This window comes from Aestuariivita boseongensis, from assembly GCF_001262635.1.
Classification (GTDB): domain Bacteria; phylum Pseudomonadota; class Alphaproteobacteria; order Rhodobacterales; family Rhodobacteraceae; genus Aestuariivita; species Aestuariivita boseongensis.
This window is the reverse complement of the sequence record NZ_JXYH01000004.1, coordinates 99,028-120,438: the sequence shown is the minus strand read 5'-3', so window position 1 is coordinate 120,438 and position 21,411 is coordinate 99,028. Positions and strand designations below refer to the sequence as shown.

At 61.1% G+C, this 21,411-nt stretch carries 30 protein-coding genes; 1 reads left to right on the top strand and 29 read right to left on the bottom strand.

The genetic code is table 11. From position 1 onward, the window contains the following. Positions 1-3: 3 nt before the first annotated feature. The 24 genes from nuoK to TR61_RS03125 all read right to left on the bottom strand — a co-directional run bounded on the left by nuoK (position 4) and on the right by TR61_RS03125 (position 14,930). A complete protein-coding gene (gene nuoK / locus TR61_RS03235) occupies positions 4-309 on the bottom strand; it encodes an NADH-quinone oxidoreductase subunit NuoK (RefSeq protein WP_008553673.1) in 306 nt (101 codons plus the stop codon). A 110-nt stretch (positions 310-419) separates the two neighbouring features. Then, positions 420-1,022 carry an NADH-quinone oxidoreductase subunit J gene (locus TR61_RS03230; RefSeq protein ID WP_050928122.1) on the bottom strand — a complete coding sequence of 201 codons (603 nt, stop codon included), beginning with the start codon at positions 1,020-1,022 and terminating at the stop codon, positions 420-422. Then, positions 1,019-1,429 carry a carboxymuconolactone decarboxylase family protein gene (locus TR61_RS03225; RefSeq protein ID WP_050928121.1) on the bottom strand — a complete coding sequence of 137 codons (411 nt, stop codon included), beginning with the start codon at positions 1,427-1,429 and terminating at the stop codon, positions 1,019-1,021. The genes TR61_RS03230 and TR61_RS03225 overlap by 4 nt, the downstream gene beginning before the upstream one ends. Continuing rightward, entirely contained in the window at positions 1,426-1,920 is a 495-nt protein-coding gene (nuoI, locus tag TR61_RS03220) for an NADH-quinone oxidoreductase subunit NuoI (protein ID WP_050928120.1), read from the bottom strand. Before nuoI ends, TR61_RS03225 begins: the two co-directional genes overlap by 4 nt. Before the next feature lie 2 nt (positions 1,921-1,922). Continuing rightward, entirely contained in the window at positions 1,923-2,960 is a 1,038-nt protein-coding gene (gene nuoH, locus TR61_RS03215; protein ID WP_050928119.1) for an NADH-quinone oxidoreductase subunit NuoH, read from the bottom strand. Positions 2,961-2,966: 6 nt separating this feature from the next. Further along, a complete protein-coding gene (locus TR61_RS03210; protein ID WP_050928118.1) occupies positions 2,967-3,353 on the bottom strand; it encodes a hypothetical protein in 387 nt (128 codons plus the stop codon). Further along, positions 3,353-5,371: an NADH-quinone oxidoreductase subunit NuoG gene (gene nuoG / locus TR61_RS03205; protein ID WP_050928117.1), complete on the bottom strand. Its 2,019-nt coding sequence runs from the start codon at positions 5,369-5,371 to the stop codon at positions 3,353-3,355. The genes TR61_RS03210 and nuoG overlap by 1 nt, the downstream gene beginning before the upstream one ends. Before the next feature lie 5 nt (positions 5,372-5,376). Beyond that, positions 5,377-5,787, bottom strand: a complete 411-nt coding sequence (locus TR61_RS03200; RefSeq protein WP_050928116.1) for a DUF5333 domain-containing protein — start codon at positions 5,785-5,787, stop codon at positions 5,377-5,379. A 112-nt stretch (positions 5,788-5,899) separates the two neighbouring features. Then, a complete protein-coding gene (locus TR61_RS03195; RefSeq protein WP_050928115.1) occupies positions 5,900-6,229 on the bottom strand; it encodes a hypothetical protein in 330 nt (109 codons plus the stop codon). Between the two features lie 5 nt (positions 6,230-6,234). Then, positions 6,235-6,729, bottom strand: coding sequence for a DUF3291 domain-containing protein (locus TR61_RS03190; RefSeq protein ID WP_050928114.1), 495 nt, complete (start codon positions 6,727-6,729; stop codon positions 6,235-6,237). Beyond that, entirely contained in the window at positions 6,726-7,112 is a 387-nt protein-coding gene (locus TR61_RS03185) for a hypothetical protein (protein ID WP_157440806.1), read from the bottom strand. The genes TR61_RS03190 and TR61_RS03185 overlap by 4 nt, the downstream gene beginning before the upstream one ends. After that, positions 7,112-7,459 carry a DUF5333 family protein gene (locus TR61_RS03180; RefSeq protein WP_172676925.1) on the bottom strand — a complete coding sequence of 116 codons (348 nt, stop codon included), beginning with the start codon at positions 7,457-7,459 and terminating at the stop codon, positions 7,112-7,114. The genes TR61_RS03185 and TR61_RS03180 overlap by 1 nt, the downstream gene beginning before the upstream one ends. Positions 7,460-7,503: 44 nt before the next feature. Next, positions 7,504-8,802, bottom strand: a complete 1,299-nt coding sequence (gene nuoF, locus TR61_RS03175; RefSeq protein ID WP_050928111.1) for an NADH-quinone oxidoreductase subunit NuoF — start codon at positions 8,800-8,802, stop codon at positions 7,504-7,506. Between the two features lie 6 nt (positions 8,803-8,808). After that, positions 8,809-9,033: a DUF5337 domain-containing protein gene (locus TR61_RS03170; protein ID WP_050928110.1), complete on the bottom strand. Its 225-nt coding sequence runs from the start codon at positions 9,031-9,033 to the stop codon at positions 8,809-8,811. 30 nt (positions 9,034-9,063) lie between these two features. Further along, on the bottom strand, positions 9,064-9,765 hold the full coding sequence (locus tag TR61_RS20345) for an NADH-quinone oxidoreductase subunit E (protein ID WP_050928109.1): 702 nt from the start codon (positions 9,763-9,765) through the stop codon (positions 9,064-9,066). Positions 9,766-9,794: 29 nt separating this feature from the next. Beyond that, positions 9,795-10,907 carry an NADH-quinone oxidoreductase subunit NuoE gene (gene nuoE / locus TR61_RS03160; protein WP_050928108.1) on the bottom strand — a complete coding sequence of 371 codons (1,113 nt, stop codon included), beginning with the start codon at positions 10,905-10,907 and terminating at the stop codon, positions 9,795-9,797. 82 nt (positions 10,908-10,989) lie between these two features. After that, positions 10,990-12,204 (bottom strand): NADH-quinone oxidoreductase subunit D, encoded by a 1,215-nt coding sequence (locus TR61_RS03155; protein ID WP_050928135.1) that lies wholly within the window; start codon positions 12,202-12,204, stop codon positions 10,990-10,992. Between the two features lie 5 nt (positions 12,205-12,209). Then, positions 12,210-12,596: a nuclear transport factor 2 family protein gene (locus TR61_RS03150; RefSeq protein WP_050928107.1), complete on the bottom strand. Its 387-nt coding sequence runs from the start codon at positions 12,594-12,596 to the stop codon at positions 12,210-12,212. Then, the gene (locus TR61_RS20120) at positions 12,596-12,769 is read right to left on the bottom strand and encodes a hypothetical protein (protein WP_050928106.1); all 174 of its coding nucleotides are present in this window, start codon (positions 12,767-12,769) and stop codon (positions 12,596-12,598) included. Before TR61_RS20120 ends, TR61_RS03150 begins: the two co-directional genes overlap by 1 nt. Further along, positions 12,757-12,882 (bottom strand): hypothetical protein, encoded by a 126-nt coding sequence (locus TR61_RS20480; RefSeq protein ID WP_281178048.1) that lies wholly within the window; start codon positions 12,880-12,882, stop codon positions 12,757-12,759. The genes TR61_RS20120 and TR61_RS20480 overlap by 13 nt, the downstream gene beginning before the upstream one ends. Then, positions 12,879-13,487, bottom strand: coding sequence for an NADH-quinone oxidoreductase subunit C (locus TR61_RS03140; RefSeq protein ID WP_050928105.1), 609 nt, complete (start codon positions 13,485-13,487; stop codon positions 12,879-12,881). Before TR61_RS03140 ends, TR61_RS20480 begins: the two co-directional genes overlap by 4 nt. A gap of 9 nt (positions 13,488-13,496) precedes the next feature. Next, a complete protein-coding gene (locus tag TR61_RS03135; protein ID WP_172676924.1) occupies positions 13,497-14,030 on the bottom strand; it encodes a NuoB/complex I 20 kDa subunit family protein in 534 nt (177 codons plus the stop codon). Then, positions 14,021-14,386: an NADH-quinone oxidoreductase subunit A gene (locus TR61_RS03130; RefSeq protein WP_050928103.1), complete on the bottom strand. Its 366-nt coding sequence runs from the start codon at positions 14,384-14,386 to the stop codon at positions 14,021-14,023. Before TR61_RS03130 ends, TR61_RS03135 begins: the two co-directional genes overlap by 10 nt. A gap of 166 nt (positions 14,387-14,552) precedes the next feature. Further along, positions 14,553-14,930 carry a glyoxalase superfamily protein gene (locus tag TR61_RS03125; protein WP_245626806.1) on the bottom strand — a complete coding sequence of 126 codons (378 nt, stop codon included), beginning with the start codon at positions 14,928-14,930 and terminating at the stop codon, positions 14,553-14,555. A 143-nt stretch (positions 14,931-15,073) separates the two neighbouring features. Here TR61_RS03125 and TR61_RS03120 point away from each other — a divergent pair, with 143 nt between their 5' ends. After that, complete coding sequence (locus tag TR61_RS03120; protein WP_050928102.1) at positions 15,074-15,337, top strand: hypothetical protein; 264 nt, start codon at positions 15,074-15,076, stop codon at positions 15,335-15,337. A gap of 18 nt (positions 15,338-15,355) precedes the next feature. Here TR61_RS03120 and TR61_RS03115 read toward each other — a convergent pair whose 3' ends face one another. From TR61_RS03115 to TR61_RS03095, 5 genes are all read right to left on the bottom strand, one after another. Continuing rightward, positions 15,356-16,144 (bottom strand): crotonase/enoyl-CoA hydratase family protein, encoded by a 789-nt coding sequence (locus tag TR61_RS03115; protein ID WP_050928101.1) that lies wholly within the window; start codon positions 16,142-16,144, stop codon positions 15,356-15,358. A 20-nt stretch (positions 16,145-16,164) separates the two neighbouring features. Beyond that, positions 16,165-17,016 carry a hydroxymethylglutaryl-CoA lyase gene (locus tag TR61_RS03110; RefSeq protein ID WP_050928100.1) on the bottom strand — a complete coding sequence of 284 codons (852 nt, stop codon included), beginning with the start codon at positions 17,014-17,016 and terminating at the stop codon, positions 16,165-16,167. Beyond that, positions 17,009-17,668, bottom strand: coding sequence for a glutathione S-transferase family protein (locus tag TR61_RS03105; RefSeq protein ID WP_050928099.1), 660 nt, complete (start codon positions 17,666-17,668; stop codon positions 17,009-17,011). The genes TR61_RS03110 and TR61_RS03105 overlap by 8 nt, the downstream gene beginning before the upstream one ends. Beyond that, complete coding sequence (locus TR61_RS03100; protein WP_050928097.1) at positions 17,665-19,602, bottom strand: acetyl-CoA carboxylase biotin carboxylase subunit; 1,938 nt, start codon at positions 19,600-19,602, stop codon at positions 17,665-17,667. Before TR61_RS03100 ends, TR61_RS03105 begins: the two co-directional genes overlap by 4 nt. 87 nt (positions 19,603-19,689) lie before the next feature. Then, positions 19,690-21,294 (bottom strand): carboxyl transferase domain-containing protein, encoded by a 1,605-nt coding sequence (locus TR61_RS03095; RefSeq protein WP_050928095.1) that lies wholly within the window; start codon positions 21,292-21,294, stop codon positions 19,690-19,692. Positions 21,295-21,411: the final 117 nt, after the last annotated feature.

Here is a 21,411-nt window from a genome sequence, read left to right as displayed (position 1 = left end):
CTCTTACCCCTTCATCACGTTGACATCTTCAACCGCGATGGTTCCGCGGTTCCGGAAGAAGCAAACGAGGATGGCCAGGCCGATCGCAGCCTCAGCCGCCGCAACCGTAAGCACAAAGAGCGTAAAGACCTGCCCCACCAGATCGCCCAGAAAGGACGAGAACGCGACCAGGTTGATATTCACCGCCAACAGCATCAGTTCGATGCTCATCAGCAGGATGATCACGTTCTTTCTGTTCAGAAACAGCCCGAAGATACCAATGACGAACAGCGTTGCCGCCACCGTCAGGTAATGTTCCAGTCCAATCATGTCGTCCCTCAGGTCTCTTTCGTTCCCTTTGGCCGGTTTTCCGGCCCTTGTTCATTGGCAGGGCGGAACGTTTCAAACGTTCCGGCCCGCTTTCTTTCAAAGAAAGCGGGTCACAGCCCCTGCCCTGGCTTCACGTCTTTCAGTTCCATCGCCTTTGCCGGATCGCGATACATCTGCGCCAGCACGTCCTGACGTTTGATGTCCTGACGGTGGCGCAGGGTCAGCACGATGGCCCCGATCATCGCCACAAGCAGGATCAGACCCGCCAGCTGGAACAGAAGGAAATACTGGTCATACAGGATCAGCCCCAAGGCTTCGGTATTGTGCCGGTCAACGGGTGTCACCTGCTGGCGCAGCCCTTCAGCCGCCGCGTTGCTTTCCCAAGCCCCGAAGGCCAGCACGAATTGCATCAGGATCACCACGCCGATCAGCAGAGCCAGTGGCATGTATCGTGCCATCTCGGCCTTCAGCTCGGCGAAATCCACATCCAGCATCATCACGACAAACAGGAACAGGACCGCGACCGCGCCCACATAGACGATGATCAACAGCATTGCGACGAACTCCGCGCCCAGCAGCACAAAGAGGCCCGCCGCCGACAGGAATGCCAGGATCAGCCACAGGACCGAATGCACCGGATTGCGGCTGACCACTGTAAACAGGCCTCCGGCAATCACGCTGATCGCGAAAAGATAGAATGCAAAGACGCTCATGCCCCGTCCTCTTTCTTGTCACTCATGGCATCCTGAGCCAGATCCAGCGCGCGGGTTACCGCAGGGATGCCTGCAAAAACCGACATCTGTCCGATGGCTTCCACGATTTCCTGCTTTTTCGCGCCCGCTTCCAGCAGATGACGCACCGTCTGGCGCACCGCCGTATCGGCCTGCGCACCCTGCATGGTCAAGCCCGCCAGCGTCAGAAACAGCCGTGTCTTGGCGTCAAGCCCGTCCTTGTTCAGCGTCTTGCCGAACCAGAATTCCATCGCCTCTTTCGGCATGGTGGGCCACAGCGCTTCGAACCCCTTGGGGCTGAAGTTTTCCAGCGCGGGGTTGAAGGCTTTCGCCATCTCATGCGCCTGGGCCAGCATGGCCTCGAACGGGTTTGTGGGCGTGTTGCTCATCTGTAGGGCGCGTCCAGTTCCAGGTTGCGGGCGATCTCGGCTTCCCAACGCTCGCCGTTGGCCAGCAGCTTGTCCTTGTCGTAAAACAGCTCTTCCCGAGTCTCGGTCGCGAATTCGAAATTCGGACCTTCGACAATGGCATCGACCGGGCAGGCCTCCTGACAGAAACCGCAATAGATGCATTTGGTCATGTCAATGTCATACCGCGTGGTGCGGCGCGAGCCGTCTTCGCGCGGTTCGGCGTCGATGGTGATCGCCTGTGCCGGGCAGATCGCTTCGCACAGTTTACAGGCGATGCAGCGTTCTTCCCCGTTGGGATAGCGGCGCAGCGCGTGTTCCCCCCGGAAGCGCGGGCTGAGAGGCCCCTTTTCATGCGGGTAGTTCACTGTTGCCTTGGGCGCAAAGAAATACTTCAGCCCCAGCTTCATGCCTTTGGCGAAATCCGCGAGCAGGAAGTATTTCGCGGCGCGGGTGTAATCCATCTGCGTCATGCTTATGCTCCTGTGCTCCAACGGGCGAAGATGCCCCAGAACCATTCGAATTTGGCCGCAAAGGCCACGAACACGACCCAAGCCAGCGAGAACGGCAGGAAGACTTTCCAACCAATCCGCATCAGCTGGTCATAGCGGTAGCGCGGCGTGATCGCCTTCACCATCGCGAAAAGGAAGAAGAAAAACGCCATCTTCGCCACCATCCAGACCGGGCCGTCCGGCAGGAAGGGTACAGGCGACAGCCAGCCACCGAAGAACAGCAGCGACATCAATGCGCACATCAGGAAGATGGCGATGTATTCCCCGGCCATGAACAACAGGAACGGCGTCGAGGAGTATTCGACCTGGTATCCCGCCACCAGTTCCGATTCCGCTTCGGGCAAGTCAAACGGGGGACGGTTAGTTTCGGCCAAGGCGCTGATGAAGAACAGGAATACCATCGGCAGATGCGGCAGCCAGTACCAGCCGAAAAAGCCATAGGCCGTGTCCTGTGCATTCACGATCGCACCGAAATTCATCGAGCCCGTAGACAGGATCACACCGATGATGATCAGGCCGATCGAGACTTCATAGGAAATCATCTGCGCGGCAGACCGGAGCGAGCCTAGGAAAGGGTATTTCGAATTCGAGGCCCAGCCGCCCATGATCACGCCGTACACCTCCAAAGAGGAGATGGCGAAGACGTAAAGAATGGCCACGTTGATATCGGACAGAACCCAGCCGTCATTGAACGGAATGACCGCCCAGGCGACCAACGCCAGCACGAATGACGTCATTGGCGCCAGCATGAACACCGTCTTGTCGGCGCCTGCCGGAACGACGACTTCCTTCACCACATATTTCAGCGCGTCCGCCACCGTCTGCAGCAGGCCGAACGTGCCCACCACATTGGGGCCACGGCGCATCTGGACGGCGGCCCAGATCTTGCGGTCGCCATAAACCAGAAACAGCAGGCTGATCATGACAAAGGCAACAACTGCAAGCACTTGCGCCAGGATCAGGACAGCGATGCCGCCGGGTGTTGTAAAGAATTCAGCCATCGTTCCTCACACCATGGGTATTCCGTTTTCCGCGCAATTCGCGGCCACGACTTCGGCGTCGATTGTGCGCTCTCCCCGGGGGAGAGCCGGCGAGATGGTGTAAACAGCATCAGCCATCCAGACGCCACCCTCTTCGTATACATTTGTGCGCAAATGCCGCGCAAAACCGAAACCGCGGATCAGCGTGTATTGCGCCGCCGCACATTCCGAATAGGCTTTGACATCCAGCGGCGTGCGCGGGTTGGTCATTTGCACTTTGAACTGGACCAGATCCCCCTCCAGAAGGCGCGTTTCCACGCCTTCATACACGCGCTCTGCGCGCGCCACTTCCGGCTCGGCGGTTTCACAGGCCGCCAGCATCAGAAGGGAGGGTATCATAAGCCCCATTCGCATCACTCCGCGGCGATCTTCGCCTCGCCGCGCGCCTTGGCATTGGCCGACAGCTCGGCCATCAGTTCGCTCGCGCGTGCAATCGGGTTCGTCAGATAGAAATCGCGGATCGCGTTTTGGAAAGTCGCATCGCCCAGCTTGCCCGCAGGCAGCGCGGTCCATTCGTTTTCCGGCACCTCATCGATTTGTGCCAGATGCGGCACCGCCTCGACCATCGCCTGGCGCAGTTGCGCAAGGCTGTGCCAGGGTTGCGTCGCGCCCAGTTCGGGCGACAGCGCCCGCAGGATCGCCCAGTTTTCTTTTGCTTCACCCGGAGGGAAGCTGGCGCGGAAGGCCAATTGCGGGCGGCCTTCGGTATTCACGAACAGCCCGTTCTCTTCGGTATAGGCCGCCGCTGGCAGGATCACGTCGGCACGATGCGCGCCCCGGTCACCATGGCTGCCCTGATAGATGACGAAGGCACCTTCGCCGATCTCCACCTCATCCGCGCCAAGGTTATAGATCAAGTCGGCCTCGCTGACGGCGGCCATCCCCGCGTCATTAACCGCGCCTACATCCATCGCGCCCACACGCGAGGCGGCGGTGTGCAGGATCATTAGTTTGGACTTGCTGCGTTCGGCAAAGGCCATCGCGTGGCCCAGAACGGCCGCACCATCGGCCTCTTGCAAGGCACCCTGCCCCACGATCACCACGCTGCGATTGTCCAGCATGTGGTCGATCTTCTTGTCAGCCAACGCGGCCAGAGCGGCGCGATCTGCACCCAGATGCACATGAGGATAGCTCAGATCGACATTCTCGCCGATCAGGGCAATCTTCGCCCCCTTGGTCCAGGCCTTGCGGATGCGCGCGTTCAGCACCGGCGCTTCTTCGCGCGGGTTGGTGCCGATCATCATGATATATTCCGCGTCATCCAGTTCTTCGATGGTCGCCGTCCCGACATAACCCGAACGATTGCCTGCGGGCAATTTCGCGCCATCGGTGCGGCATTCGACAACACCGCCCTGTCCTTCGATCAGCTGTTTGAGGCTGAAGGCGGCCTCGACCGGGGCCAGATCACCCACAAGACCAGCCAGTTTCGTGGCGCCTTTGATGGCATCACCCGCCTTTGCCAGGGCTTCACCCCAGCTTGCCGGGCGTAGTTTGCCGTTTTCGCGGATGTAAGGCCGGTCAAGACGCTGACGGCGCAGCCCGTCCCAGACGAACCGTGTCTTGTCGGAAATCCATTCCTCGTTCACGCCGTCATGGTTGCGCGGCAGGAACCGCATCACTTCGCGGCCCTTGGTATCCACCCGGATGTTCGATCCAAGCGCATCCATCACGTCGATGCTCTCGGTCTTGGTCAGTTCCCAAGGCCTTGCGGTAAAGGCGTAAGGCTTGGACACAAGCGCGCCCACCGGGCAGAGGTCGATGATGTTGCCCTGCAGGTTCGAATCCAGCGTTTCCCCCAGATAGGAGGTGATTTCGGCATCTTCGCCCCGGCCGGTCTGGCCCATCTGGGAGATCCCGGCCACTTCGGTCGTGAAGCGCACGCAGCGCGTGCACGAGATGCAGCGCGTCATGTGGGTTTCGACCAGCGGGCCCAGATCCAGATCATCCACCGCGCGCTTGGGTTCGCGGAAGCGGCTGAAGTCCACCCCGTAAGCCATGGCCTGGTCTTGCAAATCGCATTCCCCGCCCTGATCGCAGATCGGGCAATCCAGCGGGTGATTGATCAGCAGAAACTCCATCACCCCTTCGCGGGCCTTCTTGACCATGGGGGAGTTCGTCTTGACCACCGGAGGCTGCCCTTCAGGCCCTGGCCGCAGATCGCGCACCTGCATCGCGCAGGACGCCGCGGGTTTCGGGGGGCCGCCCACAACCTCTACCAGACACATCCGGCAGTTGCCGGCGATCGACAGCCGCTCGTGATAGCAGAAACGCGGGATTTCGATCCCGGCTTCCTCACAGGCCTGGATCAGGGTCATCGCCCCGTCCACTTCCACTTCGGTGTCGTCGATGATGATTTTGCGGAGGTCAGACATTTCTCTCACTTCGCTTTCAAAAGCTTGCCCACGGGGCTGTTACTCGCGATCTCTTCCCGCCCCATGCGGCAAAGATCTTCGGGGTTATCAGGGTTCACACCGCGCGCCTGGAAAAGTTCCGCGCCGCGCGCACGCATCCGGTCTTTTTCGGCATCGCTGTCGACATAGGCGTCGATCTCGGCCTCGGTATAGCCCAGCGACAAGGCGTGGCTTTTCAGATCACGCAGAACGCCAAAGGCGCGCAACAGACGCGCGTCGATATCATCGCACCCTTTGCGGATCACATTGGCCAGGGCGATCTGGAACAGACCATCATCCACATAGGCCACCTCACGCAGGGGCGGTTTGGCGGCAACCGCGCTGCTGACGCTCAGGCACAGGGCACAGGCAAGGCCCAGGGTTTTTGCGTAACTCATGACATACCTCTTGTCTGATCAAAGAGGCACAGATGGCTGCGCAGCGTGCCGTTATTCAATAACAGCACGGGACCAAAGGCCGGCGAACGGCAAGGATATGCCAACGCAGCGTTCACGGTTCACAACGTCCTGCGAAGGTCACAGTGTCACGATCCAAGGTCCAGGCTTGCGGTTCGGCATCCGGGCTGGCCGTCCAGGTGATCTGAGACGTACCATATTCGTTGATGCAGTATTTGGTCCCCTCATACCGGCCCGCTTCCCGCGCGCCTTCAAGCGAGGCGGACACGGGCGAGACCGAAGCGACGAAATCCCTGCGGTCGGATTTTTCCACATGCGTGGCCTTGGCGCGGAAAGCCTGCCCGTCAAACAGGATGCGCTCGTCTTTCCGGTTGCATCCGGCAATGACGCTGCATGCCAAAGCTGCGATGATCAATGTGCGCATATCCCTTACTCCGCCGCTGTCGGGCTGCACCGGTGGGTGCGCCACATCTCATGTTCCGTCAGATAGGACCAGCCGAAGGCGTGATCGCTGGCGCCGTGGGTTTTCATATGCTCCAACCGCTCCAGCCCTTCTTCCAGGCTGGGCTGGTGACCCTGTTCAATCCACCACATAACGAAATGCTGTTCGCCCAGCACCTCGAACCACTCCTGACGACGCTCGTAGAACTGCTTGTGGATCGTGCCCCAGACAAAGGTTTCAAGGCTGGCGGCATCTTCCCAGACGGTCAGGTTCGCCACGAATTGCGGATCCTCGCCGATGCTGTTCTCGGTATTGCCCGTGCCTGGCTCGCCCGAGCCTTCCATCATCCACACGAACCCTGGCATGCGCTTGCCCAAACCGTTCACGCGGTCGAGGTTCTCCATGAACTCCGCCACGCGGGGGTCGTCTGTGGGCGCACGCAGGCGTCCGATATTCAACTCTGCCAGATGCATGCCGGTCATTGCGCCTCCAGCCATCGGCCGATTGAATCACGACGATTGCCCGCCACTTGGCGCCCATATCGACACAAGGCTGATGTATCCTCTATCGCCACGCCGCGCGCTGCCATCACGGCCTTCATTGAGGCCCAGGTTTCGGCCTCGCCATATGTATCGAGAGCAGCATACGCCTCTTCCAGCTCAAACCGACCTTCACGATTCAACACGCCAAGCGCATAGGGCATGAACCGTTCAACGGACCTGTTGCGCTCGAACCCGACCCCATTGCACCGGTTGTCCATACGCCAGGCGATCACGAGATTGACGATCTCGGATTGCGCGCGTTCCGAGGCGAAACTGGGCGGCGCAATGGCCAGAAGCGCCAGGCAGACCAGAAGACGGGGCATCATTGCGCCACCTCCACGAGGTAACTGCCGATCAGCGTTTCATCTGCGATTTCAAGTTTGGCCGCTGCACATACCGCCTCGGTGCTGGCTCCATCGGCAAGGGAATGCTTGGCCAGAAAGGCGTCTTGGCGGGATTTGATGTCGGCCGAGGCATCCAGCATGCCCATATCCGATTGGTTCACATCGAATCCGTCGGCCTCAAGCTGGCCGAGAACCTCGCCCGTGGACCGGCTGATCACCACCGGATCAACACTGACCTCAGGGCAGGACCGTGCCAGTTGCTGCGCGGTCGACGTGGCCACGATCGCATCCAGGAAATACCCGGGCGCAGGTCGCAAGTCTGCCAAGGCAGGCGTGGCGCAAAGCGCCAAAGATATGAAGATCGCGCGGATCACTCCGCCGCCACCGCGCTGACGCGACCGGTGCGTTTGGCTTTGATCCGGTCTTCGATCTCGTCCCGGAAGTTGCGGATCAGACCCTGAATCGGCCAGGCCGCCGCATCGCCCAAGGCGCAGATCGTGTGGCCTTCGACCTGTTTGGTGACGTCAAAGAGCATATCGATCTCTTCAACCTCGGCCTCGCCCTTCACCAGACGGTCCATCACGCGCATCATCCAACCGGTGCCTTCGCGGCAGGGCGTGCACTGGCCACAGCTTTCGTGTTTGTAGAATTTCGACAGCCGCCAGATTGCCTTGATGATATCGGTCGATTGATCCATCACGATCACCGCTGCGGTACCCAGACCCGAGCCCAGTTCACCCCGCAGGTAATCGAAATCCATGATGGCGTCTTTCATGTTCTCCCCACGCACGCAGGGAACGGAGGAACCACCGGGGATCACCGCCTTGAGGTTGTCCCACCCGCCGCGAATGCCGCCGCAGTGTTTGTCGATCAGCTCTTCAAACGAAATCGACATCTCTTCTTCGACAACGCAGGGGTTGTTCACGTGACCGCTGATCGCAAAAATCTTGGTGCCTGCGTTGTTCGGGCGGCCAAAGCCCGCGAACCATTCCGGCCCGCGCCGCAGGATCGTGGGCACAACCGCGATGGATTCCACGTTGTTCACGGTGGTCGGGCAGCCATAAAGCCCCGCGCCTGCCGGGAACGGCGGCTTCATGCGTGGCATGCCTTTTTTGCCCTCAAGGCTTTCCAGCAGAGCCGTTTCCTCACCGCAGATATAGGCCCCTGCCCCGTGATGCAGATAGAGGTCGAAATCCCAACCCGAACCAGCGGCGTTCTTGCCCAGAAGACCGGCGTCATAGGCCTCGTCAATCGCGTTCTGCAGCGCCTCTTTCTCGCGGATATACTCGCCGCGGATATAGATGTAGCAGGCATTTGCGTTCATCGCGAAAGACGCGATCAGGCAACCTTCGATCAGCGTGTGCGGATCGTGGCGCATGATCTCGCGGTCTTTGCAGGTGCCGGGCTCCGATTCATCGGCGTTCACCACCAGATAGCTGGGGCGCCCATCGCTTTCCTTGGGCATGAAGGACCATTTCAGGCCGGTCGGGAAACCCGCACCGCCACGGCCGCGCAGACCGGAATCCTTCATATTCTGGATGATCCAGTCCCGCCCCTTCTTGATAATATCGGCCGTTCCGTCCCAATGGCCGCGCGCTTTCGCACCCGCCAATGTCCGGTCATGCATGCCGTAAAGGTTGGTAAAGATCCGGTCCTGGTCTTTCAGCATTCCTGCTTATCCTTCGCTATCCCGACGCATCCGCCGGAGTTGCAGAATGTTTACGCCCGCATAAACAAGGGCGGCCAAAGCGGCAAAATCGAACAGCAGAGCGTAACGCCCCGGCAATCCCATCTGCCGCCCGACGAACTGGACGCCGATCCACAGGATCATCGTGCCCGCGATCACCAGCGAGATGTGGCGACCCTTGGCAGCGATCTTCTTGTCTTTCTCGGCGTCCATCGTCTGTTTTGTCCTCAGCCCGAAAGCTGCTTACTTTTTACTTTTCTTCGAAAACTCGGTCTCGCCACCGGCGGCCAGAATTTTCGCTTGTTCGATCCAGCCGTCCCGTTCGATCCGGCCTTTGAACTTCAGGCGCGTATCGACCCAGGCAACCTCGGCATCGGTCCATTTCGCGATCTGGTCAAAGTGATAAAAGCCCAGCTCGTTCAACGTGCCTTCCAGCTTGGGGCCCACGCCCTTGAGCAGTTTCAGGTCATCCGCCCCGCCGGCACGGGGCCCGCTGAGGGTTTCGGGCGCGCTTTCACCCGCGTCGCTGTTCGCAGCCGGAGCCGCAGCCGGGGCAGCCGCTTCGCCCTCGTATTTCCATTCACCCTTGCGCTGGGACAGCTCGGCCTCTCCGGCCAATTGGCTGGATTTGACCGCCGCAGGCGCAGCCGCGGGAGCCGCTTCGGCCGGGGCAGCTGCCGGAGCCGGTTTGGCCGCGGCCTTTGCGGGATGTTCACCCGGGGTTTTCGGCTGGATCGAGACGGACCCTGGCGCGGGCAAGGGTTTGCACAAAAGCCAGCTGAGCAGGGCACCAGCAACCAAGAACAGGACGACGCCAATAAAGATCGCTTGCATGACGCTCCAGCCTGCAAGCACCATCAAAAGCGCGGCTCCCAAGACGCCGCCCAGCAGGGCGATGCCCCAGCATGTGGCGGCACAAACCAATGAACCTGAATTGTTGCTCATCTCTTTCACTCTCCCTTGAGGTAAATGTCTTACTCTTTGTTTTTAGCACCCTTTTGTGCGCGTGTTGAAAATTCGGTTTCACCGCCCCCGGCCAGGATTTTCGCCTGGTCAATCCAACCGTCCCGTTGGATCCGGCCCTTGAACTTCAGACGTGTATCGACCCAGGCAACCTCGGCATCGGTCCAGGCGGCAATCTGGTCGAAATGATAAAAACCCAGCTCATTCAGCGTTTGTTCCAGCTTCGGGCCAACACCCTTGAGCAGTTTCAGGTCATCCGCCCCGCCCTCGCGCGCGGCCTCAAGCGTTTCGGGCTGGCTTTCCACGGGCGACGGTTCCGGCTTGGCCTTGGGAGGAGCCACGCTTTCCACGTTCTGGCGTTCGCTCAGACCCGTGCGCGGCGCGTCCTTCGGCGCCGACGCTTTATTCGCCGCCGGTTTGCCCTGCCACGGTGTCAGCAGCGGCACTTCCGTGCCGTCGATCCGTTTGATCGTATCGCCAATATCCGTGGCAAGCTGCACCGAGGCGTTGTATTTGGTGTGCCCGCTTTCAAATTCCTTCAGGCTGGTCAGACCGCTTAGCGGCTCTGACGCGAAACGCCCGATCTGAGAGCCCGGCGTCGGTACCTTGCCGGCCGCAAGCTCATCCAGGATTTCGGCAAAGCGCTCGGCGGTCAGATCCTCATAGTAATCCTTGCCAATCTGGGCCATGGGTGCGTTGGCACATGCGCCCAGGCATTCGACCTCTTCCCAGCTGAACTTGCCATCGGCCGACAGCTGATGCGCTTTGGGCGCAATCTTTTCCTTGCAGACGGCAACCAGATCTTCGGCCCCGCAGATCATGCAGGACGTGGTGCCGCAAATCTGGATATGTGCAACGGAACCAACAGGTTGCAACTGGAACATGAAGTAGAACGAGGCCACTTCCAGCGCCCGGATATAGGCCATGCCCAGCATCTCGGCCACATGTTCGATGGCGGGCCGCGTCAGCCAGCCTTCCTGCTCCTGCGCGCGCCAAAGTAGCGGGATGATGGCCGAGGCCTGACGGCCCTCGGGATACTTCGTGATCTGCGCTTCGGCCCAGGCCTGATTGGCCGGGGTAAAGGCGAATGCGTCGGGTTGGTCTTGGTGGAGACGGCGGAGCATTAAGCTGTCCCTTCAAATGTTTTGCAGCGGCGGTCGCCTCCGGCGGCCGTATTTTTTGCAAGAAGAAAACTGGAGGCGAACATCACCGATCAATCTCCCCGAACACGACATCCATCGTCCCGATGATCGCGGCCACATCAGCCAACTGGTGCCCCTTGGCGATGTAATCCATCGCCTGCAGATGCAGGAACCCCGGCGCGCGCAGTTTGGCGCGGTAGGGTTTGTTGGTGCCGTCAGCCACCAGATAGACGCCGAATTCACCCTTGGGCGCTTCAACGGCGGCATAGACCTCACCCTCGGGCACGTGGAATCCTTCGGTGTAGAGCTTGAAGTGATGGATCAACGCTTCCATCGAGGTCTTCATGTCCGACCGTTTCGGCGGGGTGATCTTGCCGCGGGCCATGATGTCACCCGTTGCCTCGCGCAGTTTCACGATGGCCTGGCGGATGATGCTGACCGATTGGCGCATCTCTTCCATGCGGACGAGGTAGCGGTCATAGCAATCGCCGTTCTTGCCCACCGGGATCTTGAAGTCGAATTCGTCATAGCATTCGTAGGGCTGCGCGCGGCGCAAATCCCAAGCCAGGCCCGATCCGCGGACCATCACGCCGGAGAAGCCCCAGTTCAGGATATCTTCTTCGGTCACCACGCCGATATCGGCGTTGCGCTGTTTGAAGATGCGGTTTTCGGTCAGAAGCCCGTCGATATCGTCCAGCACCTTCGGGAATTCCAGCGCCCATTCCTCGATATCATCCAGCAGCTCATCCGGCAGATCCTGATGCACACCGCCGGGACGGAAATAGGCCGCGTGGAGGCGCGCACCACAGGCGCGTTCATAGAAGATCATGAGCTTTTCACGTTCTTCAAAGCCCCAAAGCGGCGGGGTCAGAGCGCCCACATCCATGGCCTGCGTGGTCACGTTCAGCAGGTGGTTCAGCACCCGCCCAATCTCGGAATAGAGCACCCGGATCAGGGAGGCGCGGCGCGGCACTTCCACGCCGGTCAGCTTTTCGATGGCCAGGCACCAGGCATGTTCCTGGTTCATCGGGGCCACGTAATCCAGCCGGTCGAAATAAGGCAGGTTTTGCAGGTAGGTCCGGCTTTCCATCAGCTTTTCGGTGCCACGGTGCAACAGGCCGATATGCGGGTCGCAGCGTTCGACAATTTCGCCGTCCAGCTCAAGAACTAGACGCAAAACACCGTGCGCGGCAGGGTGTTGCGGGCCGAAGTTGATGTTGAAATTCCGGATCTTCTGTTCGCCGGTCAGCGCGTCTTCAAATCCTTTGGAGCCGTCCATCATGGTCACTCTCCCTCATCAAGGTGTGCGACAGTGCGAAACACCTTGGTCAATAATTTCCACGCCCCGTCCACATGGACGAAGCCCAAATGATCCTCGTAACGCAGCGGCGGCACATCGACTGTCAGATGCACGCGGCCCATCTCATTGCCTGCCTGATCTATCGACAGGATCTCGTACTGCGCAGGCGCCGGAAACGGGTCGCGGCCACGCACCCGCTCAAGATACGAGGCCTTATCCCAGAAGGTCGTCTCGCCATTCTCGACAAGGGTCATCTGGAACTTGTCGTGGCAAAGGCCTTCGAACACTTCGGCGCGCGCGAAATAGACGGCCTCGCAATACGCAAGGGCCGCGTCGCGCAAACCGGCGTCGATGGCCTGAGCGCCGTCCATCAGCGTTGCTCCAATTCTTGCAACTTCATGGCCATCCACCAGATCAGGGCCAGCAGGCCCAGAGGAATGATGCAGGCAAGGGCCCAGTATTTGTTGATCCCGAAATACGGCAGCAGCTTCAGCATGGGGATCACCGTCAGAACGGTGAAAATCAGCCAGATTACCCCTTCCATGGCATTTGCCCTTTCCTGGGTTTTTCGGCGCGCACAGGCACCGGCTTGCGCTCAGGCTCCGGAGAAAACGCTCCACGAATGGCTTCGATCACGGCATCGATCAGCTCTTTCATGCGTCTTCCTCCTTTTTCTCGTCGCCGGGCAGGATGTATTCGGCCCCTTCCCAGGGCGACATGAAGTCGAACTGGCGGTATTCCTGCACCAGGCTCACGGGCTCATAAACGACGCGTTTCTGCGCCTCGTCATAGCGGACCTCGGTATAGCCGGTGGTCGGGAAATCCTTGCGCAGCGGATAGCCGCGGAAGCCGTAATCGGTGAGGATACGGCGCAGATCGGGATGGCCCGAGAACAGAATGCCGAACATGTCGAACACTTCGCGTTCGAACCAGTTGGCCGAAGGGTGCACTTCGATAATGGACGGCACCATATCTTCTTCGCGCACAGCCACGCGCAGGCGAATCCGGTGGTTCTGGTACATCGACAGGAAGTGATAAACCACGTCGAACCGCTTGGGGCGTTCGGGATAATCCACGCCTGTGATGTCCACCAGGGTCGAGAAGCGGCAGGTCGGATCGGCCTTCAGAAATTCAACAAAGCCGACGATGTTCGACAATGCCACATCGACGTTCAACTCACCATGGGTGAGGTCCCAGCCCAACACGCAGTCGGGGCGCTTGGCTTCGATATAGGCGCCCAGTTCGTTCAATGCGTCTGACATAGTACCCCCTTAGCGCACGATCGTGCCGGTGCGCCGGATCTTCCGTTGCAATTGCAGGATGCCGTAAAGCAGCGCTTCGGCCGTCGGCGGGCAGCCCGGCACGTAGACGTCCACCGGAACGATCCGGTCACAGCCCCGCACCACGGAATAGCTGTAGTGATAATAGCCGCCGCCATTGGCACAGGACCCCATCGAAATCACATAGCGCGGCTCGGGCATCTGGTCGTAAACCTTGCGCAGCGCTGGTGCCATCTTGTTGGTCAGCGTCCCCGCCACGATCATCAGATCCGACTGGCGCGGAGACGCACGCGGTGCGGTCCCAAAGCGCTCCAGGTCATAGCGCGGCATGGAGGTGTGCATCATCTCAACCGCGCAGCAGGCCAGACCGAATGTCATCCAGTGGAGCGAGCCGGTGCGCGCCCAGTTGATGATGTCCTCGGTCGAGGTCAGCAGGAAGCCTTTGTCCTGCAGCTCGCGGTTCAGCTCCTGGGTGGAGGCTTCGCGGTCCACGCCTGCGGTGTTGGTGCCGGTCATCACTCCCATTCCAGCGCCCCCTTCTTCCATTCATAGGCAAAACCAATGGTCAGAACGCCCAGGAAGATCATCATCGACCAGAAGCCCACATCGCTGATGTCCTTGAACCCGACGGCCCAGGGGAACAGGAAGGCAATTTCCAAATCGAAAATGATGAACAGGATCGAGACCAGATAAAACCGGACATCGAACTTCATCCGCGCATCGTCAAAGGCATTGAACCCGCATTCATAAGCCGACACCTTTTCAGGGTCGGGATTGCGGACAGCAATGACAACAGCAGCGAGGATGAGGACCAGACCGAGACCGACGGCAACGGCCAGGAACACGAGAATGGGGAGGTACTCCCTCAGCATCTCTTCCACGAGGTGGCTCCTTTCATGTCGCAGCACAATGGGCTGCGCAGTCAACACGTGACTTGGCTATGGTGTGTGTACCTGCCGTCAGAAAGAGCGTCAACGGCTTCCCACCCCGGATCGGGGGTTGAATCGCCGCAGTTAAGCGTTTGTGATCACAAAAGGAAAACTGCCCCTACGGCATCATCACCGGCGTTGAAAAAACCAGCCTGTTGCCGGACGGATCCCGAATGATCATTTCATCCTCGCCCCAATCCTGCCGCTGCACAGCCGGGCGGGCGTACTTGAAGCTTTTGTCATTCAGTTCGCGGCATAATCCGTGAACATCTCTGACCGCGATACGCAAGGCCGCGCCAGGCATCGCATCACCGTAATGCTCTGACAGGTGAATCACGCAGGCATCGCGCCTGACCTCCATGTAAAGCGGCGCGTCCGCGTCGAAGCGATGTTCGAAGGCGACCTCGAATCCCAGAAAACCCAGGTAGAAGGCGCGCGTCGCATCCTCGTCAAAGCTGCGCAGGATTGGGATGGCAGGCTGCATGAAACGGCTCATATCCGCAGGCTCCCGCCCCTTGGCCTTTCTGTCAAGCACGGTAGGCGGAGGTGCGGATTGTCGCAGAGCGTGGAAAGCTCTCGAGAACACCTCGACAGGGGTCACACGCACGCTACCTGCCCGGTCGCCAAGCGGAGGAAGCTATGAAAGACACCCAATTCGACATTGAAAACACAACAGAAACCCGGACGCACAGCCAGACCTATAAAGACGCTGTGGCCGCGTTTGAAGCCGCAGAACAAAAGCGCGAACAGCAAGGATATGCGACCATGCTGATGGCCAGCGGACTGGCCGGCGGATTTCACGAAAAAGGCAAGCCGGGCCGTGTGGTCGTTATTGCCCGCAGCTTCTGCATCCTGTTCGCCTTTGCCGTGCCGAACCTGCTGCTGATCCGCTACGTCTTCTGACGGGCGTCGCCGAAGGGATCACGCCTGCGGCATCCACGCGGCCTTGCGTTTGTCGAAAAACGCGCCGATCCCTTCGGCGGCTTCTTCCGTCTCCCAACGTGATTTCAGAGCCTGGATGGTCATGTCGATCGTATCCATGTCGATCCGTGGCCCCAGATCGCGTGCTAGTTTCTTGGCCGCCGCGACCGCGCCCGGCGCGCAACTGAGATAGGGGACGACCTCAGCCTCAACCGCATCGGCCAGGTCATCAGCGGGCACGGCCCGCGCCAGAAGGCCCAGGCTCACCGCCTCCTCTGCCCCGAAAAGCCGTGCATTCATGAAGACCCGGCGCGCGCGGCCTTCGCCCATACGCGCTATGACATAGGGCCCGATCGTTGCGGGGATAATGCCCAGCCGGGTTTCGGTCAGGCCCATCCTGATGTGATCCGCGCCCAGCGCGATGTCACAAACGCTGGCCATGCCGACACCGCCGCCAAAGGCGTTGCCCTGTACCGCACCGATCAGCGGTTTCGGCATCGTGTTCAGCGCCTGAAGCATATGCGCAAGCTTGGCCGCTTCGAGCGCCCGCGTCTCGGGATCGGCGGCCATCTGTTCCTGCATCCAGCCCAGATCGCCGCCCGCGCAAAAGCTTTTGCCTGCGCCGGTCAATACCACGACGCGCACGGCCTCATCAGCGCCCAGCTTTGCCGCCGCATCGGTCAGGTCCGCCAGCATCTGTGCGGACATGGCGTTGTGCTTGTCAGCCCGGTTCAGGGTCAGTGTCGCGACCCCGCGCGCATCGGTGGTGATGGTGATCGTGTCGTACATGTCTTCCTCCCCGCTCAGGCTCAGCCGCGCATGGCGCGCGCCATATCCGCCGCCTTTGCGATCACATCCAGATCCAGCCCCGTGTCATATCCTCCGTCCGCCAGATGCCGGGCCACGGCTTCCGTCGCGACATTCCCGGCAGCGCCCGGCGCATAGGGGCAACCGCCCAGCCCACCCACGGCCGCATCGAAGACCCGCAGTCCAAGGGCGAGAGAGGCGTCGATATTGGCCAGGGCCCGTCCGCTTGTGTCGTGGTAATGGCCTGCCAGTTTGTCGGCAGGGGCCACTTGCAGCACGGCCTCCAGCATCGCGGTGATCGTCTCGGGCCGCCCCTGCCCGATCGTATCGCCCAGACTGATCTCATAGCAGCCCATGTCCCAAAGCGCCTCGGCCACGCGGGCCACATCGTCAGGCGCCGTCGGGCCGTCATAAGGGCAATCCGTCACGCAAGAGATATAGCCGCGCACCGGCACCCCCCGTTCTTGCGCGGCCTGCGCCACGGGAGCAAACCGTTCCAGGCTTTCGGCGATGGTTGCGTTGATATTGGCCTTGGAAAACCCCTCGCTCGCCGATCCGAAGATGGCCACCTCATCAGCCCCGGCGGCCATGGCATCTTCAAATCCGCGCATATTCGGCGTCAGCGCGGCATAGCGCACGCCCGGCTTGCGGGTGATCCCCTGCAGAACCGCCGCGCTGCCTGCCATCTGCGGCACCCATTTGGGGCTCACGAAACTGGCGCATTCGATCCGCCGAAACCCGGCGTCGCTCAGCAGATCGACAAGGGCGATCTTGTCGATCACAGGGATGTCCCGCGCCTCGTTCTGCAGCCCGTCGCGGGGCCCGACCTCGAATATCTCGACCATTTCAGCCATGGCTCAAACCCTTTCCCATAATCGCGGGCCGCGTGTCCTGCGCCGACGGTCTGACCGACACGCTTTGATACCAATGCGCCAGGCCCGGTCGCGCCTCTACCATCGCGCGTCCCTCGGGCACACAGGTAAAGGCGTCGATCATCGGCAACAGCATGCAATCGGCCTGCGTCACCTCTCGCCCCGTCAGCACCAACCCGGCCGAGGCGATCTCTTCCAGCGCATCCAGCGCGCGGGGCGCTTCCGCCAACCCCGCTGCGATCACATCAGGCTCCCCCTCGATCCCGACAGCGGGGCGATAGAAGGCATGGCCAAACACCTGGCGTACCAGCGGCCAATAGACATAGGCATCGACGATCCCCATCACCTGTCGCATCCGCGCACGGGCTTTCGCGCCTTTGGGCGTCAGGCCTGGGCCATCAAAGCCATCCTCCAGATACCCCAGAATCGCCGCCGTTTCATAAAGCTCAAACGCGTAATGGCGCAGGACCGGCACCCGGCCAAAGGCGTGATGGCCCAGAAGGGCCGCCTGCCCGTCTTCCTCGAACGGGTTCACATCGGTAAATTCGTATGCCAACTCCTTTTCCGCCAGCGCCATCCGGACCGCGCGCGTATAAACGCTGTCGCCAAACCCGGTGAGCAGAAGGCCAATCACGCCTCTTCCTCTTCCAGGCGCACAAGCGGTGCCCCAGCTTCGACCTGCGCGCCACTTTCTGCCAGAACTTCAGCCACGACACCGTCGCGCGCAGCCAGCAGGGAATGCTCCATCTTCATCGCCTCCAGCACCGCCAGCCGGTCACCCTGCTGCACGCTCTGACCCGGGCGGGCATAGATCGCCTTGACCAGACCGGGCATCGGGGCCTCGATCACATTGCCATCGCCTGCAGCACTCGCGGCGCGATCCAGCGGATCGACAATGTCGAAGGCCAGCCCGTATTGCGCGAATACAAACACCTGCGCGCCTACACGCTGGGCCGAAGGCGCAATCTGGCCGTCCAGCCGCCAGCCCGCGCCGGTATGCTCTGCCTGAACCATGCGTCCGTCAGTGTAAATATCGACCCGCTGCGGCCCCAACACCTCAAGCTCGACCTGCAGCGCTTCGCCCTGCCAACCAAGCGGCACAGTGCGGCGCAGCGGATGCCAAACGGCAAAGCCCGTGTCCGGCGCCGGTGTTTCCAGATCACCAGCGACCAATGCAGCCATCGCGATATCGGCATCCCTCGGCGCGATATCGGCCACAAGCGCCTCCAGATCCCGGTCAATCAGCCCGGTGTCGACGTCACCCGCCGCAAAGCCCTCATGTTCCGCCAATGCACCAAGAAACGCAAGGTTGGTCACCGTACCACCCACCTGCGTCTGCCGCAGCGCCTGCGCCATACGGGTCAATGCCACCGCACGGGTGGGACCGTGGGTGATGATCTTGGCGATCATCGGATCATACCAGGGGCTGATCGTGTCGCCCGACCGCACACCGCTGTCCGACCGCGCGTCTGGCGCAAAGGCCAGATGCGCAAGCGTGCCTGTTGCCGGCAAAAAGCCCTTGGGCACATCTTCCGCGTAAAGCCGCGCCTCGAACGCGTGGCCGGTGATGGTCAGATCCTCCTGCCGCGCGGGCAGGCTTTCACCTGCGGCCACGCGCAGCTGCCAATCCACCAGATCAATGCCAGTGATCGCCTCGGTCACGGGATGTTCCACCTGAAGACGGGTGTTCATCTCCATGAACCAGAACCCGTCCGGCCGCAGCCCATCCGAGCCATCGACGATGAATTCCACCGTTCCCGCGCCCTTGTATCCGATGGCTTCGGCGGCGCGCACCGCGGCCTGTCCCATGGCGGCCCGCATCTCGTCGGTCATGCCGGGCGCCGGGGCTTCTTCGATCACCTTCTGGTGCCGGCGCTGCAGGGAACAATCCCGCTCGAACAGATGCACGGCACGTTCTCCGTCGCCAAAGACCTGCACCTCGATATGGCGCGGCTTTTCCACGAATTTTTCGATCAGCACGGCGTCATTGCCAAAGGCCGTCCGTGCCTCGGCCTTGGCGCTTTCCAGCGCGTTAATGAACGCATCGGGCGCGTCCACCTTGCGCATACCCTTGCCGCCGCCGCCCGCGACCGCCTTGATCAGAACGGGGTATCCGATGCGATCGGCCTCCACCTCCAGATGGCCCGGATCCTGATCACTGCCGTGGTATCCCGGAACAACCGGCACGCCGGCCTCCTCCATCAGGGCTTTGGCGGCGTCTTTCAGACCCATCGCCCGGATCGCCCTGGCCGAAGGGCCGATAAAGGTCAGCCCGGCGGCCTCCACCGCCTCCACGAAATCGGGGTTCTCGCTCAGAAATCCATATCCTGGATGGATCGCCTGCGCGCCGGTCTGTAACGCCGCCTCGATGATCCGCTCCCCCCGCAAATAGCTTTCGGCCGGAGCCGCCCCGCCGATATGGACCGACGCATCCGCCATCGCCACATGTTTCGCACCAGCATCAGCGTCGGAATACACCGCCACGCAGCGCACACCCATGGCCTGCGCCGTTTCCATGACCCGACAGGCAATTTCGCCCCGGTTGGCAATCAGGATCGTGTCAAACATATCTGCTCATCCGTGCTGCTTCTTTCTGGCCCCAAATACCCGATCCGACCATCGCCGCCGGGCCCCACATACACAAAATCCGGGTCATCACATCCGGAACACGCCAAAGCGTGTCTCCTCAATCGGGGCGTTGAGCGCCGCGCGCAGTGACAGCGCCAGCACATCGCGGGATTTGCGCGGATCGACCACCCCGTCATCCCAAAGCCGGGCGCTGGCATAAAGCGGATGCGACTGTTCCTCGAACATCTCGATCGTGGGGCGCTTGAATTCCGCCTCTTCCTCGGCCGACCAGCTGCCGCCCTTGCGTTCGATGGCATCGCGCTTGACCGTGGCAAGAACTCCGGCCGCCTGTTCGCCCCCCATCACCGAGATCCGGCTGTTGGGCCATGTCCACAGGAAACGCGGCTGATAGGCGCGCCCGGCCATGCCGTAATTGCCGGCGCCAAAGGACCCGCCCACCAACATCGTGACCTTGGGAACAGATGTGGTGGCCACGGCGGTCACCATCTTGGCCCCATGCCGCGCGATCCCTTCATTTTCGTACTTACGGCCCACCATGAACCCGGTGATGTTTTGCAAAAACACCAGAGGGATCTTCCGCTGCGAACACAGCTCGACAAAATGCGCGCCTTTCTGCGCCGCTTCGGAAAAGAGCACCCCGTTATTGGCAATGATCCCCACGGGGATGCCTTTGAGATGCGCGAAGCCGCACACCAGCGTCTCCCCGAACCGCGCCTTGAACTCGTCAAAGCGCGAGCCATCCACCAGCCGCGCGATCACTTCGCGAATGTCGTAGGGCGTGCGCAGGTCGCCAGGTACCACGCCTAAGATCTCTTCGGGATCATAGGCAGGCTCTTCGACGCTTTCCAACCGTAGGCCGGGCTTCAGCCCGGCACCCAGAGACTCCACGGCGCGCCGGGCCAGCGCCAGCGCATGGGCATCATCTTCGGCCAGGTAATCCGCGACACCGGACAGCCTCGTGTGCACATCGCCGCCGCCCAGATCCTCGGCACTGACCAATTCGCCGGTGGCCGCCTTCACCAAAGGGGGCCCGGCCAGGAAAATCGTGCCCTGATCCTTCACGATAATGGTCACATCGGACATTGCGGGCACATAGGCCCCGCCAGCGGTGCAAGACCCCATCACCACCGCGATCTGCGGAATGCCCTTTGCGCTCATCCGCGCCTGATTATAGAAGATGCGCCCGAAATGATCGCGATCGGGGAACACCTCATCCTGGTTGGGCAGGTTCGCGCCACCCGAATCCACAAGATAGATGCAGGGCAGATGGCATTCCTCGGCAATCTCCTGAGCGCGGAGGTGTTTTTTCACCGTCATCGGGTAATAGGTGCCGCCCTTCACGGTGGCATCGTTGCAGATCACCATGACATCGCGGCCCTGCACCCGTCCCACCCCGGCGATCACACCCGCACAGGGCGCGGCCCCGTCATATAGCCCATGGGCGGCCAGTGCGCCCACCTCCAGAAAGGGTGATCCGGGATCCAACAGGTTCGCCACGCGCCGCCGGGGCAGCATCTTGCCGCGGCTTTCATGCCGTTCCCGCGCCGTCGCGCCGCCGCCCAGCCGCGCGGCTTCCGCCGCCGCCTCGATCTGGCTGAGCGCGGCCAGATGCAACTCGCGATTGGCCGCGAACTGTTCTGATCCGGTCATCACATTCGATTTCAGCTTCATATCTGACCTCCCACGGCCCGTTCCTGCGCGCGAATGCCGCAGCGCGGCACCAGCGATCCTTGATCCAAATCAACGCCCCTTGCGGCCCGTCTGAAATAGCAAGCGGACATCACCAAA